At 62.5% G+C, this 14,788-nt stretch carries 13 protein-coding genes; 2 read left to right on the plus strand and 11 right to left on the minus strand.

What is annotated here, in order from left to right; all coding sequences use genetic code 11:
* Positions 1-73: 73 nt before the first annotated feature.
* Both IM784_RS03800 and aceB read left to right on the plus strand, forming a co-directional pair.
* Positions 74-1,405, plus strand: a complete 1,332-nt coding sequence (locus IM784_RS03800) for a helix-turn-helix domain-containing protein (protein WP_235976503.1) — start codon at positions 74-76, stop codon at positions 1,403-1,405.
* Complete coding sequence (gene aceB, locus IM784_RS03805) at positions 1,402-2,982, plus strand: malate synthase A (protein ID WP_199553922.1); 1,581 nt, start codon at positions 1,402-1,404, stop codon at positions 2,980-2,982. Before IM784_RS03800 ends, aceB begins: the two co-directional genes overlap by 4 nt.
* On the opposite strand, the gene IM784_RS03810 is transcribed toward aceB, so the two are convergent.
* The 11 genes from IM784_RS03810 to gmd all read right to left on the minus strand — a co-directional run bounded on the left by IM784_RS03810 (position 2,958) and on the right by gmd (position 14,756).
* Positions 2,958-4,148: a glycosyltransferase family protein gene (locus tag IM784_RS03810; protein ID WP_199553923.1), complete on the minus strand. Its 1,191-nt coding sequence runs from the start codon at positions 4,146-4,148 to the stop codon at positions 2,958-2,960. The two genes, aceB and IM784_RS03810, sit on opposite strands and share 25 nt — an antisense overlap.
* The gene (locus tag IM784_RS03815; protein WP_199553924.1) at positions 4,126-4,908 is read right to left on the minus strand and encodes a 2OG-Fe(II) oxygenase; all 783 of its coding nucleotides are present in this window, start codon (positions 4,906-4,908) and stop codon (positions 4,126-4,128) included. The genes IM784_RS03810 and IM784_RS03815 overlap by 23 nt, the downstream gene beginning before the upstream one ends.
* A gap of 68 nt (positions 4,909-4,976) precedes the next feature.
* Positions 4,977-5,945 (minus strand): glycosyltransferase, encoded by a 969-nt coding sequence (locus IM784_RS03820; protein WP_199553925.1) that lies wholly within the window; start codon positions 5,943-5,945, stop codon positions 4,977-4,979.
* Positions 5,942-7,033, minus strand: a complete 1,092-nt coding sequence (locus IM784_RS03825; RefSeq protein WP_199553926.1) for a hypothetical protein — start codon at positions 7,031-7,033, stop codon at positions 5,942-5,944. Before IM784_RS03825 ends, IM784_RS03820 begins: the two co-directional genes overlap by 4 nt.
* A gap of 4 nt (positions 7,034-7,037) precedes the next feature.
* On the minus strand, positions 7,038-7,967 hold the full coding sequence (locus tag IM784_RS03830; RefSeq protein ID WP_199553927.1) for a Wzz/FepE/Etk N-terminal domain-containing protein: 930 nt from the start codon (positions 7,965-7,967) through the stop codon (positions 7,038-7,040).
* A 124-nt stretch (positions 7,968-8,091) separates the two neighbouring features.
* Positions 8,092-9,333: a class I SAM-dependent methyltransferase gene (locus tag IM784_RS03835; protein WP_328799433.1), complete on the minus strand. Its 1,242-nt coding sequence runs from the start codon at positions 9,331-9,333 to the stop codon at positions 8,092-8,094.
* Positions 9,330-10,322, minus strand: a complete 993-nt coding sequence (locus IM784_RS03840; RefSeq protein WP_199553929.1) for a GDP-mannose 4,6-dehydratase — start codon at positions 10,320-10,322, stop codon at positions 9,330-9,332. The genes IM784_RS03835 and IM784_RS03840 overlap by 4 nt, the downstream gene beginning before the upstream one ends.
* Entirely contained in the window at positions 10,322-11,365 is a 1,044-nt protein-coding gene (locus tag IM784_RS03845; protein WP_199553930.1) for a glycosyltransferase family 2 protein, read from the minus strand. The genes IM784_RS03840 and IM784_RS03845 overlap by 1 nt, the downstream gene beginning before the upstream one ends.
* Complete coding sequence (locus IM784_RS03850; RefSeq protein ID WP_199553931.1) at positions 11,358-12,173, minus strand: FkbM family methyltransferase; 816 nt, start codon at positions 12,171-12,173, stop codon at positions 11,358-11,360. The genes IM784_RS03845 and IM784_RS03850 overlap by 8 nt, the downstream gene beginning before the upstream one ends.
* Entirely contained in the window at positions 12,173-13,672 is a 1,500-nt protein-coding gene (locus tag IM784_RS03855) for an oligosaccharide flippase family protein (RefSeq protein ID WP_199553932.1), read from the minus strand. The genes IM784_RS03850 and IM784_RS03855 overlap by 1 nt, the downstream gene beginning before the upstream one ends.
* A 7-nt stretch (positions 13,673-13,679) precedes the next feature.
* Complete coding sequence (gene gmd, locus IM784_RS03860; protein WP_199553933.1) at positions 13,680-14,756, minus strand: GDP-mannose 4,6-dehydratase; 1,077 nt, start codon at positions 14,754-14,756, stop codon at positions 13,680-13,682.
* Between the last annotated feature and the right edge of the window lie 32 nt (positions 14,757-14,788).

Genomic DNA, 14,788 nt, shown 5'->3' on the forward strand with positions numbered 1-14,788 from the left:
GTTCGAACGCAAGCTCTTCGCCGGACCGCGCGTCCGCCGGCTCCGTCAGGGGCTTGCCCTCACGCAGAGCCGCATGGCCCAGGATCTTGGCCTGTCTGTATCCTATCTCAACTTGCTGGAGCGCAATCAGCGCCCGCTGACCGCGGCCGTGCTGCTGAAACTTGCCGATGTGTACGACATCGATGTTCGGCAGTTCACCTCGGCAGACGCGGATCGCCGGGCTGACGATGTGTCGCAGGCACTCGCCCGCAGCGGAACCGCGATCAGCCGCGGCGAGATTCGGGAATTTGCCGACCAGCACCCCGATATCGCCGCCGCGCTGATTCGCCTTGCGGAAAGCGCCGTCACGCCATTGGCAGACTTCGCCCTGCCCTCTCCCCTCAAACTGATTCGCGGGCACCTCCTCGACCGATCGAATCATTTCCGCGTTCTCGATTCGCATGCCGAGGCGCTGGCCGACGAACTGCGCCATGGCGGCCATTCGCTCGATGCCGCTATTCGCGAGCGGCTGCGCGCCCGTCACGGGCTCAACGTCCGCGTACTTCCGTGGGATGTGATGCCGGACCAGTTGCGCCGATTCGATTTCCACAATCGGCAGCTGTTGTTGTCGGAAGCGCTGGATGGCGCGTCTCGCACCTTTCAGCTCTGCGTCCAACTTGCCACGCTGGAGGCCAAGGCCGAAATCGAGGCAGAGGTAGCCGACGCACAACCCAGGCTGGTAGCGGCAGATCCTTTCGCCAGCAAGCTGCTGGAATCGAATCTCGCCAACTATTGGGCGGCGGCGCTGATGATGCCCTATGGCCGCTTTCATGCGGCCGCCGAGAGCCTGGGCTATGATCTGGAGCTGCTGCAGGCGCGCTTCTCTGCCGGCTTCGAGCAGGTGGCACATCGCCTCACAACGCTGCAGCGCCCGGGGTTGCGCGGGATACCATTCATGCTGCTGCGCGCGGACCGCGCAGGGCAGATCTCCAAGCGATTCGCCGCCGGCCGCCTGCCATTCGCCAGCGAAGGCGGACAATGCCCGCTCTGGGTGCTCTACGGCGCATTCGAGCAGCCTGGCAAAATTCTGACGCAGATTGTCGAAGTGGAAGGCGGCGAAAAGCTGTTCACCATCGCCCGCACCGTCCGCCCGCAAATCACCCCTTGGGGCGCCGAGCACCCGCGCTTTGCGGTTGCGCTTGCCTGTTCCCTCGATCACGCCCGGGCGCTCGCCTATGCTGGCGGGCTGGATCTGCAGGGGGCTCCGGCCGTTCCGATCGGCCACAGCTGCACGGCGTGTTTCCGCACCGATTGCCGCCAGCGCTCCGCCCCGCCCGCCGGCGCCGAGCTCACCATTGATCAGGCCGCACGCGGCCTACATCCCTATGGCTTCAAAGCCCCCAGCACAGGAGAACGACTGCAATGATGACGGGAATCACCATCAAGGGGGAAATGAAGCCCGGTTTCGAGACAGTGCTGATGCCCGCGGCGCTGGCGTTCATCGCGCATCTGCACCGCATGTACGACCCCACCCGGCTGTCGCTGCTGCGCGCCCGGCAGGACAGGAAGCGCTGGTGGGCAGAGGGCAATGATCTGGATTTCGCCCCCGAAACCTCTTCGGTCCGCGACGGCGACTGGACAATTTCCGGCACCCCGGCAGACCTGCAGGACCGGCGTGTGGAAATCACTGGCCCTTGCGACCGCAAGATGGTGATTAACGCCCTGAATTCCGGCGCCAAATGCTTCATGGCGTGCCTGGAGGATGCTACCAGCCCCACGTGGGACAATGTCGTTGAGGGCCAGATCAACCTGAAAGACGCGGCCCACGGCACCATCACGCTGGAAGATAAGGGCAAGTCATACAAGTTGAACGAGAAAACTGCCGTCCTCATATGCCGTCCGCGCGGCTGGCACCTGCCCGAAGCGCATATGGAAGTGGATGGCGAGGAAGTCGCCGGCGCAATCTTCGACTTCGGCCTGTATTTCTTCCATAATGCCCGTGCATTGCTGGCCAAGGGCTCAGGCCCCTATTTCTACCTGCCGAAGATGGAGCATTATCTGGAGGCCCGGCTCTGGAACAATATCTTCGTGACGGCGCAGTCGATTCTCGGCCTGCCGCTGGGCACGATCAAATCCACCGTGCTGATCGAAACCCTGCCCGGCGCCTTCATGGCCGACGAGATCCTGTTTGAGCTGCGCGACCATATCGTCGCCCTCAATTGCGGCCGCTGGGATTATATCTTCAGCTATATCAAGAGCCTGAGCCACGATCCCAGCAAAATTCTGCCAGACCGCGCGGCCGTGAACATGACCGTTCCGTTCATGTCGAAATATGCCGCCCATGTTGTCCGCACCTGTCACAAGCGCAGGGCCCACGCGATGGGCGGCATGTCGGCCTTCATCCCGGTGAAGGACGACGAGGCCAGGAACCAGGCCGCCTTCGCAGCGGTAAAGGCCGACAAGGAACGCGAGGCAACGCTGGGCCACGACGGTACCTGGGTAGCCCACCCCGGCCTAGTAGGCGTGGCAATGGAAGTCTTCGATCGACTGATGCCGGCGGCCAACCAGCTAAGCAAAATCCCCGAAGGCAGCGTAACCGCCACAGAACTGACAACCCCCAGCGAAGGCCCAAAAACCGCCACCGGCCTAGCCATGAACGTAAATGTCGCCATCGGCTACATAGCAGCCTGGCTGCGCGGACAAGGCGCCGTTCCGCTGCACAACATGATGGAGGACGCCGCCACAGCCGAAATCAGCCGCGCCCAGCTATGGCAATGGCGACACCACGGCATCAACCTGGACGACGGCACCAAGGTGACGGCGGCGCTGATCAACGGAGAAATCCAGAAGCAGCTGGGCGTGTGGAAAGAGGCAGTTGGCGACAATTTCTACGTTGCCGGAAAGTACACCGAAGCCGCCACGATCCTGTCCGATCTGGTGACGGCACGGGAGCTGCCGGACTTTTTGACGACGCCGGTTTATCGGAAGTTCATGGCGGGCTGACTTTCAGCGACAGGGTCTGCCATCACCGCAAGATAACTTGCTGCAATGGTTTCCCAGCGGTAGCGATGTCGCAGGCGGGCCAGCGCTGCCGGCGCGATCCGGCCGGACCCGGGTTCGCGCATAAGGCGCGCAAGCTCTGCGGCAGACCCGAAATAGGCACCCTCGCCTTCGAGAGTCGCGCGATTGAACGGGCAGTCGAAAGCCAGAATGCGCTCGCAATGGAAGATCGCCTCCACCAGCGACGGGTTGGTACCGCCAACGCTGTGGCCGTGCACATAGGCCTCCGCTTGTCCCCGCAGGTCGGCCAGCACGCTCTGATCATAGACTGCCGGATGCAGGGTCAGGCGCGGGTTGATGCCATAGGTCGCCAGCAGATCGCAGCCATATCGGGTGGCCGACCAGTTGCCCACGAACAGGATGCGTGCCTGTGTATCGGCTGCGGCCTCCAGGATGAGGGCGCTGTTGTTCTCGGGCTCGATGCGCGCAATTGCCAGAAATGAGTCGGATGCAGGTGCAGCAGCATTTGCCGGCAGCCCGATGTGGTCGCCGCCATAAGCAATCAGAAGCGGCTCCACGCCATGCAGATCTCGGACCATTGGCACGAGCGCCGCATTATCGGCCACAATGCTGCTAGAAAAGCGCACAGCGAACCATTCAAGCAGCTTGAGCAGGCCGCGGGCAAGCGGGCCGAACTTGTCTCGGCGCCACTCCAACCCGTCGATATTCGCAACGATCCGGATTCGGCGACCACGCAGAAGCCCGTTCAGCCGCACCAGCGGCAATGCCCAGGCGCCCGATGTGCCCAACAGCAGGATTCTGTCATGCCGCCCCACCCAGCTGGCATGCAACAACTGCAGCGCATCGTGCAGCACACTCTGGAAACCGTTGGCCGAAAACGGCAACCAGACCCGCGCGTGGCCTGCGAACGGCCCCGCGCGTTCCAGTTCGCTGTAGGCGGATTTCTGGCCGTAGAAACTGATTTCTGCGATGTCGGGCGTCAGGGACCGCGCCAGCTGCTCGGCGAGCGTTTCGAACCCGCCATAGCGGGCCGGCACGCCCCAGGTGCCGACAACCGCTATGCGCAGCGGGCCCGCCAGCCTCTCGTCCGACGGCTGCCCATACAAGGCGGTCTCGATGGTGGTGTCAGCGGTTTTTGATGCTGGCACTGCCAAAAAACCGGTTCTTGAGCGCAACCAGCCTGAGCGTGACCGGGCCTGCCGCCCGCCGGAACAGGCTCCGGTCAGACTGCCACATGGTGGAATGGGGGGTGATTTCCATGCCGTCGGTGATCGGGGAATAGGCATAACCTGCGATGCTGCGCCGAAAGCGCCCCGGCGGAAAGCTGATGGGATCATAGCCGTGCAGAGTATGCTCCTTGGTCAGCATCAGCACGCACCTGTTGAAGATCGGCTCGATCTCGCGGGTTTCTCCGCTTTCGGCATCGAGCAGCTTCAGGCAGCCGCCCCAGTCGGGCTGCCAGCCATGGTTCAGGTAGAGCAGGATGTTGATTTCGCGCAGCCAGTCTTTCCGTCCGGGGTGCACATTGAAATCCGCGTGCATGTCCAGGAAGCTGCCGACCCCGCCGCTGTGCAGCCCGCCACCCACGAAATCCGGATCGACGAACAGGTCGATTCCCGTCACATGGCTCAGCCAGGCTTGGAACCGCGCCGACAACAGCTCCGTGTGCAGTTTCCCCATCAGCGGGTGCAGCTCGGCAAAATGGTTCTTTTCGTATTTTTCCTTGGCGAAGATGTAGTCGCGGCTCTTGTTTAATGTCGAAGGGTCGGGATAGGCCGCCTCGATCGTCCGCAAGGCGTCCGGGTCGCCAAAGGAGTCCAGCACCAGCAGCGGAAACGGCCGCGCGGTTGCCCAATCGGTCCGCAGCTGGTCCTGATCGCGCTCCAGTCGGTCGAAATCGATGATCATGTTCTTTGCTGCCGATCTCGTTTGAATGGTGGGGGCTTCTAGCCAATCCCCCACCACTTGGAAAGCGGTCAAGAGGTCAGCCGTCCCGACGTGCGGTCGTCCGGCTTTCCGAACAGGCTGTCTGCAAACTGGAACAGCGCCATTGACCGGTGCCTGAGCGACACACCGTGGCGAAGCATATGCAGGCCGAGGCCAAATCCCGTCGCGCGCCCCGGCAGAACCTCGGCGCGCACATTTGTCCCACAAGCGTCTTCAATGCCGACCAAATCGTCGAGGAATGCCCTGGTCTGACGATCGACGCCCCGGGCAAGCCGCGCAGCACGTCCGATCTGGCTGAGCAGCGACCGGCTGCGCGCCACACCAAGCAGGTTTGCATCATGCTGGCGGTAATAGCCCAGCTGCCCCGGATGGAAGCCGATCTGGCCGAAATGTGCCGCCAGCAGCACCAGTGCCCAATCGTGCATCAAATAGCGTTCGGGCCGCAGCCTATCGCTGGCCAGCTTCAACAGCGACCCTGTTGTCAACATGCTGTGGCCGATCACCGGGTTGGCAACCAGCAGACGTTCAGGCGCAAGGTCGCGCGGCAGGCGGAATGGTCTGCCGTCATAATGGCTCGACTTGATCTGTGCCAGGCTTTCGTCGCAGATCTCGACATCGTGGAACAGCAGCAGCCGGCCCCCAGGCGAAGCGGGAAATTGTGTCTCGAACAGATCCAGCATGGCCGCCGACTTGTTCGGTTTCCACACATCGTCCTGATCGCTCAGGAATATCGCGTCGCTTTCGCCGGCTATCCGCCCGATCTCGCGGAATGCGTGAAAGAACGACAGGGTCACGCCCGGTGCGTCAGGCACCCGCTCGACGGTGATTTGCGGCCAACGCAGCGCAAGCCTGTCAGCCAGATCGGCCGATCCATCGGACGATGCGAAATCGAACAGATGCACATGATCAACAGGCCTGTCCTGCGTGCAGATCGAGACAAGTTGCTCCTCCAGATGGCGCACGCCGTTGTGTGCGCACAGGATCACCCAGCTTTTCACCGCTGTTCCAACCGGTGGAACATCAGCGCCACTGTCAGATACCAGCTGGGTATGAACAGCCACGGGTTGTTGAAGCCCACCACGAAGAATATCAGGATCCGCAGCGCCGCCGCCACTCTTGATGTGGAAATGGAAGCCAGCAGAAAACCGATTGCGACGGTGATTGCAAGGAACAGCAGTAATCCGGCCTGCACGATGAGCATCGGCAGCTGCATTTCCACCTGATAGGGCTGATCCGGGTCGTTCACGATCGCCTCGATCACATGGCCCCACCCGCCACCCAGCAGCAGGGGAGTCGGCTCGGCCAGGATGAATTGCAGCTGCAGGAACTTCACGCCCAGCGACATGGCGATATCGGGACGGAACAGGATGATGTTGGCGACACCCGCGACGAGGCCGGCGACAGCCGCCCCCAGCAGCACGAATTTGAGGGAAAGGCGGCTTCGCATCACGATCGGCGGGATCAGCAGGTTCACGGCATAGAGCAGGATCACGAAGACGCTCTTCGCAAGAAAGATCGCGTAATAGCCGACGATCACATAGCCTATCAAAGCAAGCCACTTCGGCCGCAGGAACGACAGCGAGAAGACCGCCAGCAGGCTGGTGGTTTCATAGAATACACGGTCGGTGACACCGAACTTGTTAATCACCCGGTTCAGGCCGCGCAGGGCCGACAGATCGACTTCCAGCACGCTGAACAGGATCGCGAGGCTGGCGTTTATCAGCGATGTAAGCGCGATCACCGTGAACAGCAGCGGCCGTTCCTGGCGGACGGCATGGTTGATCGCCGGCACGGCAAGCAGGAACAGGGCAAAGCCTGCAAAATGCGCCAGAGCAAAGGGATTGGCCGGCTGCAGCAACATCAGCAGAAGGCAGGCGAGCAGCACGACGGCCGTGACCATCAGGTCGCGCTGGACGGGGCGCGAACCATAATCAAGCGTCGCAAGGCCGATCGGGACGAAGGCTTTCTGGGACACCAGCAGCAGCAACGGCCAACTATTCAGAAGCGCCGGAAACAGCACCGCCAGCGACGAGGCCAGCCGCGCCCGCGCCCGCGACTGCGGCAGAGCGTCCGCAGCCGCCGCCACCTGGTCAGCCTCGCCCGAGCCTGAACAACGCGAAGCCCACACCCAGCAGCAGACCCAGTCCGGCCCCAAACACAAGTGTCAACAGCGGCTCCGGCTTGGTCGGAATCTGCGAGACAACTGGCGGCTCTATCTGGGCGGCTGCAAACGGCAGCCCCGAGCTGGCAATCATCACGGCCTTTTCCTGCTCGCTGAGGATCGTTGCAAGCGCCTGGCGCTGCTCGACGATACGCACTTCCGGCAAACGCCGCTCCAGATAGGCGATATAGCCGCGCGACGTCGCAAGAGATCGCCGACGCACGGCCTCGTCCGCTTCGGCGTGCAGCTTTTGCAGCAGGTACGGGCCGAAATCGCGATGGCGGGTGTCGAAGGTGACATAGGTAATGGGATCGGTGTTGGACTCACGACGAATCTTTACGACCTTTTCCAGCCTGAGCTGAAGCTCCTGTCCGGTCGGCGGCTGCCAGCCCTGCCGGCGACCAATCAGCCGGCGAACCGTGGCCTTCGCTCTGGCCACTGCCCCGGCAGGCGGACGCCAGCTCCGGCTGGTTGCGTCCCACTGATCGTCGAACAGCGTCTGCATGATCTTCGGGTCTGCCGCCAGCTTTTCGGCCACGGCCTGGGACCGTGCCATTTCGAAAAACAGGTCAAATCTTGTGGGCCTGTCAGCCTGCAGGCCCGATATGCCCGCAGCAGCAGCCAGCCCGCCCAGCCCACCAAGCCGCCCGGCCGAAGACGAACTGTCGTTGGGGGCAGGCGTCAGCAGCATTGTCGCAGTGTAGCTCGGTGTCGCGACGTTGAGCCAGACTATCCCGGTAACAAGCCCGGCAACCACAAGTGCGGCAATCAGAAGTCTGGCCCGCCAGATTGCCGCGACAATGTCGATCAGATCGACTTCTACCGGATCCCGCCTGGCGGTGCTGCTGATGCTGTCCATGCTGTTCAAGAACCTGATCGCCCTTTGCCCGGGGCCAACGCAGCACTTGCCTGGCACCGGCCTTCAACGCCGCTCTTAGGCATGCCGATATGCCACTGTCCAGCCAGCGCATCGGGCAGCATCGTCAGAAATCGCGCGGTGCGACCACCTCGACCTGCGGGAGCGGGAACAGTAGCGGAAACGTCCGAAGCCGTTCGGAAGCCAGGAAGAAATTGCGGAAATGCCAAGGCAAGACCAACAGATAGTCCGGCTTTGTCGCCAGTAATTCCGCCTCGTCCATGATCGGGATCAGGCTGCCGGGAGTGTAGCAGCCATATTTGTCGGGATTCACTTCACCCACAGCGACTATCCTGTCGGGACCCAGTCCGCAATATTGCAGAAGCACATTGCCCTTGGTGGAGGCCCCAAGCGACGCCACAGTCTTGCCTTTGGCGCGGGCTGCATCAATGAAAGCCAGCAGATCTGTCCGAAGACGCGCAACACGCGCGGCGAAGTCGTGGTACACCTGCAGCCCGCCGATGCCGGCGTCGCGTTCGGCATCGAGGATCGCCTGCACCGCAGCCGGAAGTGGGTCCCCGTTGGCCTTGCCTGCAACCACAGAGAAGCTGCCGCCATTGATGTCGTTGAATTCCACCGAGCGGATCGCAAGCCCTGCACGCTCGGTCATCCAGCGGATCTGTTCCAGAGCATAGAATTCCAGATGCTCATGGCAGGCTGTGTCGTAGGAATTGCGCTCCAACATCGTGGGCAGATAGCTTTGTTCGAAAACCCAGATGCCGTCTTCCTCGAGGATTCCTGCGATTTCCCGCATGAAGCCCAGCGGGTCTTCCAGATCATAGAACATCGAGAATGACGTAACGACCCGCGCCTTGCGGCCGGGGAAGCGCCCGCGCACCAGATCGGCCGAAAAGAAGTCCTCGATGACATCCACATGCGCCGGATAATAGGCCCGGAACTTCGCGGCTGTCGGATCGATCCCGATCAGTGTCAGGCCATCGGCCGGATAAGCCGACAGCGTGGTGCCGTCGTTGCTGCCGATATCGAGCACGAGGTCGCCCGGCCGCAGCAGTTCCAGCGCGCGGATTGCCGCCACCTTTGCGTGCAGATGCTCGACCATCGAGCGGTTCAGGCCCGAGCGGTAGCCGTAGTTTTCGCCATACATTTCGGCCAGGTCATAGCTGCGGTCCAGCTGCACCAGCCCACAGCTCTCGCCGCCATGGCATTTCAACAGCACCAGCGGGCCCTCGGTAAGCGGGGTTGCAGGGTCCGGAGGGAATACTCCTGTAAGCTTCTGCACACCTAGATCGAGCACGGGAACGAGCTGGCTGTTCCCGCAGATGCGGCATGCTTTGATCACCTGATTCACGATTTGCCGGTCCTTGCCTGAGAGATGTCTTTTTTCAATTGGCGGAGGTCGTGGTCGACCATGCCGCGGATCATGTCGTCGAATGCTATCGAAGGTGCCCAGCCCAGCCGTTCGCGGGCTCGGGCCGCATCGCCAACCAGCTGGGTATGATCTGGTGCGCGAGCCTGATCCAGCCTGGATTGCACATGTTGGCGCCAATCCAGACCCAGATGGCCGAACGCCACACTGCACAGGTCCCCGACTGAATGCGGGATTCCCGTCGCAACCACAAAGTCGTCGGCGGTGTCGGCCTGCAGCATCAGCCACATCGCCCGCACCGCATCGGCCGAATGGCCCCAGTCCCTGCGGGCGCCGAGATCACCAAGTTCCACCTGCGACTGCAGCCCCAGACATACCGCGGCTGCCGCGCGGGTCACCTTTCTGGTAACGAACTCTGGGGAGCGGCGCTCGCTTTCGTGGTTGAACAGGATCGCCGAACAGGCGAACAGCCCGTCGCGCGTGCGTGCCATCGACACCAGGTTGTGCGCGAACAGTTTGGCAGCACCATAGGGGCTGCGCGGCCGGAACGGCGTATCCTCGCGCTGCGGACTTTCCGTCGTTGCGCCGAACATCTCGCTGCTCGACGCCTGGCAGAAGCGGATTGCCGGGTCTGTCGAGCGGATTGCCTCCAGCATTCGTGCCACCGACAGGCCGTTTACATCGCCCATCGCAACGGGGTCGTCGAACATGCCACGACCGGTGGAAAAGGCTGCGAAGTTATAGATTTCGGTTGGCCTGACGCGATGGACAAGCGCCGCGATGCTTTCGGTCGAGCGCAGATCGACCACCGTGATCTCCACGGCGTCCTTCAGCGGTGGCGGCAGCGACGCGAGTGCCGCATCCGGATCGCGCGAAGTCCCCGCCACGCAATAGCCCTTGCCCAGCAGCAGTTCGGCCATATGGGATCCATCCTGCCCGGAAATCCCGAACAGCAGTGCTGTCGGACGCATCAGGCCGGGTGACGAATCATCGAGCGGGCGGCCAGGCGGCGCCCGAGCGAACTGGAAAACCGACTATTCCAGGCCAGAACATAGCTGGCCGCCCGATATCGGCCGCCGGACGCGAGCAGAAATACCAGCGCCAGCAGGTTTGCCAGCCGCCCCGGCATCAGCGCAAAGCCCAAGAGCCCGACGCGCCATAGGCCCACCGCCCTGTCCGCGAAAAACCGCCGAAATTCCGCCATTCCGTATGATCCGTTGGCACGGAACCCGAAAATCTTGCGCGGCACCCGCCACGGCTCTCTTGCTGTCACGCTGGCCTTGGCCCCGTCGGAGAAACCGGCAAACGACCAGATCAGCTGCGGCCAGAGAAACATCCAGATTTCGAATCCGCGCGCACTCCACATCGCGTTTCCGAACCGGATCTGAACCAGCGGCTTGCCCAGGCACAGTGCCGAAGCCAGCGGCTTCTGGAACAGCACGCCGACATGCACGAACAGCGATCCGTAATAGTGCTGCCGGTCGCGCGCCAGCCAGAGCTTGCGGCGAACGACGGTGCCACCAATAAATGACAGAGCATCCCCGGCGTCGGCCAGCAATCGGTCGCCGTCGCCGGCGCCATAGCGGCGCAGGCCCTCGAACCCGAAGCGCCGCGCCTGCAGCAGATCGTGCATCTTCGCGTCCCGAATCTCGGTATCGACAACCAGGAGGTCGGGATCTTCGCGATCCAGAAGGTCGAGCACTTCGGCAACTGAGCCGGGCACCAGAATATCGTCGTCGGTCATCAGCCAGACGTGGCGGCCGCAGGCATAGCCGACTGCCTTGTCGTAATCGGCATCCACGCCGGAATTCTCGGCTTCGCGGTAATAGCGCAGCTGCGGACAGCGCGCTTCGTAAGCGGCGACGACATCTGCCGTCGCATCGGGCGAACAGCCGTCGACCACCACCACTTCGATCCCGTCCTGTAGCTGCGAAACGATCGAATCCAGGGTTTCGGCTATGAAGTCTGCGCGCTTGAACGTTGCGATGCAGATGGACAACCTCAGGTCAGCCACCGCCGCCTCCCCGCACGGCCCGCGCAGCGGCAGCGACCAGAGGCCCCACCAGCGGAACCCCCAGCAGCGCCGTGGAGACGCGCCTGCGGGCCATCAGCGCCCGCGCCGAAACCATGGTGCGCCGGTAAGTGGCATCCGGATCGTCGCCCAAGATCGACGTGTCTTCACTGGCCCCATACCAGTCGTTGACCCCGGTGCGCCGGAAAGGGACATAGCCCTGCTGCGCCAGATAGGCCCGGACAGGCGAACCGGACAGCAGCGAATTGTCTTCGATCAAGAGGATCCGGGGCCGCCAGCGGACCAGATCGAAGCCCTGCAGCACACCCAGTTCATGGCCTTCCACATCGATCGAGACGAACGCTAGCTGCCCGGGCGTGATCCCCGCCATCTCCAGGATGTTGTCCAGGCGTTCGGTGCGAACCTCAACCGGCCGCACGGCCAGGCCCAGTTTGCGGATGGACTGCGCGGCATCTGGTTCCAGGCTGGAAACGGCGTGGGCCAGTTCTGCCCCTTCGGCCAGCATCAGGGTCGCGGTGCCGGAGCTGCTGGAGGCAGCACCCTCGAACAAAAATCCGGTGCGAGTTCGGCGCAGCAACGCGCACAGGTCGGGATTGGGCTCCACTAGGACGGTCATCCAGCCGGCCCGTTCGAAATGCAGGCTGACACTGCCGGTTACGCCGTCGTTCGCGCCGATATCAACACAGGCAGGACCGGACGACCCCGAGCCTCGTTCCAGTTCGGCGCGCAGCTCCGACAGGATGCGATCCTCGCCAAACTGGGAAAAAAAGGCAGCTGCGGTGGTCGCCATCAGTTGGCCCCGGCCACGTTGCCGACCAGCCGACGCGCGGTCGCCCGCACGTCCGGCAGCATCGCTAGCCCGGCCAGCAGTGCCAGCGTTGCAAGGGCGACAGCAATCGCAATCTTCATCCAGTCGGACGCAACGCCAGGCAAAATCAGCACGCCCGCCAGCACGGCAGGCGCGGTCACTGCAAAAGGCGGCAAAACCGAGCGTGAAATCCAGCGCCAACTTTCACCCCGCAGAATCTGCCGATGTGTGACCCAGCTTCCCAGAAACAGATAGATCAGATGCAGTGCAAGCCAGGATATCGCTGCGCCGAGCGCCCCGATCGACAGTGACAGGTAAATGGTCATGGGCAGGAAAAGTCCGGATAGTGCAAGATTGATTTTCAAAGGCATGGACGTAAGTCCATGCGCAATTTGCAATGCGTATGGGAAATACATCGCACAATGAACGACCGTGCCTGCAATCAGCAGGACGACCAGCGGCGCAACCTCCTTCGCGATATTTGCCTCCCTTGTCCAGACGGAAAGCAGCGGTTCTGCAGCGACTGCCAGAAACATCGCGAGCGGGCACAGCAGCGTCAGCGTTGCCCTGGTGGACCCATGATACAGCCGCGAAAGGCCGGCTGTGTCGCCGGCTTCGTGCAGGCCGGAAAATCGGGGGAATACCACATTGAAAGCTGGAAGGATCAGCCGATAGAGAATGCCGGCAACCATGGTTGCGAGCGCATATTTGCCGAAGTCGGCCAGGCTGACCGTTCGCGACAATACGATCTTGTCGATCTGCGAAAACAGCACCCCAGTTGCCGCCACCGCCGCCATCCCGGCCGAGAAGCGCCAGACAGACTTCACTGCCTGCAAGTCAAAGGCGCGATCGCGGCCGCCGCCCATTGCGCTCCACGCCGCCCGTCGCATCATCAACGACTGTATCAGCCCGGCCACGGCCTGCCAGATAAAAAAGGCCCGCAGCGACGGCTCGACGAAAGCCAGCACCAGCACGGCACCAAAGTTCGCAATCGTCACCGCGAAGATGGTGACGAGGCTCGCAAGATCGATCCGTTGGGCGCCGATCAACATGCCCCCATATAATGTGCTGGGCCAACGCGCCCCGATTGCAAGCCCGGCCAGCGCCACGGCAGTCGCGACTTCGGCCTCCTCGAGCCCCCCCAGCCGCAGCCAAGATCCGGCGATCCACGGGGCCAGAACAGTGAACAGCACAGCTGACAGCGCCGCAATCGCCCAAAATATGATCGCCATGGAATGCGAAAGGTCTCTCGCCTGGCGCAGCGTTCCGGCAACCTGGGCACGGGCGATTTCACGGCTGACAGCCGGTGTCAGCCCCATGTCCAGCAAGACGAACAGCGCCTGCAGCATCAGGAACAGGCCGACGATCCCGTAGGCTTCGATCCCCAGGTAGCGGATGAACCAGGGAACCGCCGCAAGCCCGGCGAGTGCTGTCCAGCCGGAACTAGATAGACCAGCCAGAAAGTTCCGTTTCGCAGTCACGGCTGGATCAGCCGTGCATGCCGTGCTGCCTGAGAAGATTCTCTCGCTCGGCCGCCTTCAGATCGTGGGCCACCATCTCGCGCACCAGTTCGTCGAACCCCACCCGGGGCTCCCAGCCCAGCTCCGACCGAGCGAGCGACGGGTCGCCCAGCAAGGTTTCCACTTCGGTCGGGCGAAAATAGCGCGGATCGACTGCAACGATACGCCTGCCATCAGAGGTCAGCCCCACTTCGTCGAGCCCCTCGCCCTGCCAGCAGATCGGCAGGCCCAGCTCGGCGAAAGTCGCCTCGACGAACGAACGCACGCTGTATTGCACACCCGTTGCGATCACGAAGTCCCGCGGCTTATCTTGCTGCAGCATCATCCACTGCATCTCGACATAGTCTTTGGCGTGCCCCCAATCGCGCAAGGCATCCAGATTTCCCAGATACAGGCAGTCCTGCAGCCCCAATTTGATCCGGGCTGCGGCGCGCGTAATCTTGCGCGTCACGAAATTCTCGCCTCGGCGGGGAGACTCGTGATTGAACAGGATGCCGTTGCAGGCATACATGCCATAGGCCTCCCGGTAGTTCACGACCGACCAATAGGCGAACAGCTTGGCGACGGCATAAGGCGAACGCGGATAAAAGGGCGTGGTCTCGCGCTGCGGCACTTCCTGCACCAGGCCATAGAGTTCCGATGTGGACGCCTGGTAAAAGCGCGTCCTGTCGGCCATTCCCAGCGCCCGGATCGCTTCGAGCAGGCGGAGCGGGCCAAGCGCATTCACGTCGGCCGTGTATTCAGGCTGCTCGAACGAGACGGCCACATGGCTCTGCGCCGCAAGATTGTAGATTTCGTCGGGCTCGATCGATTGCAGCAGCCGGATCAGGTTGCCACCGTCAGTCAGGTCTCCGTGGTGCAGGAACAGCCGCACGCCAGCATCGTGCGGATCTTGGTAAAGGTGATCGATGCGGCCGGTGTTGAAACTGGACGACCGGCGCTTGATGCCGTGGACGATATAGCCCTTTTCCAGCAGCAGTTCGGCCAGATACGCGCCGTCCTGTCCGGTAATACCGGTTATGAGTGCAGTCTTCTGTGTGGTCATGCAGTCCTCGATGTGTTGGGGCAGGGGCCGGG

The sequence above is a fragment of the Sandaracinobacteroides hominis genome (assembly GCF_016464365.1).
In the GTDB taxonomy this organism is placed as follows: Bacteria; Pseudomonadota; Alphaproteobacteria; order Sphingomonadales; family Sphingomonadaceae; genus Sandaracinobacteroides; species Sandaracinobacteroides hominis.

Bases quoted from the DNA above. Each gene is read 5' to 3' on its own strand.
- IM784_RS03840 (WP_199553929.1), bottom strand. From the start codon at position 10,322: ATGCGTCCGACAGCACTGCTGTTCGGGATTTCCGGGCAGGATGGATCC.
- IM784_RS03850 (WP_199553931.1), bottom strand. From the start codon at position 12,173: ATGGCGACCACCGCAGCTGCCTTTTTTTCCCAGTTTGGCGAGGATCGC.
- aceB (WP_199553922.1), top strand. From the start codon at position 1,402: ATGATGACGGGAATCACCATCAAGGGGGAAATGAAGCCCGGTTTCGAG.
- IM784_RS03830 (WP_199553927.1), bottom strand. From the start codon at position 7,967: ATGGACAGCATCAGCAGCACCGCCAGGCGGGATCCGGTAGAAGTCGAT.
- gmd (WP_199553933.1), bottom strand. From the start codon at position 14,756: ATGACCACACAGAAGACTGCACTCATAACCGGTATTACCGGACAGGAC.
- IM784_RS03800 (WP_235976503.1), top strand. From the start codon at position 74: ATGGCCCAGGATCTTGGCCTGTCTGTATCCTATCTCAACTTGCTGGAG.
- IM784_RS03815 (WP_199553924.1), bottom strand. From the start codon at position 4,908: ATGATCATCGATTTCGACCGACTGGAGCGCGATCAGGACCAGCTGCGG.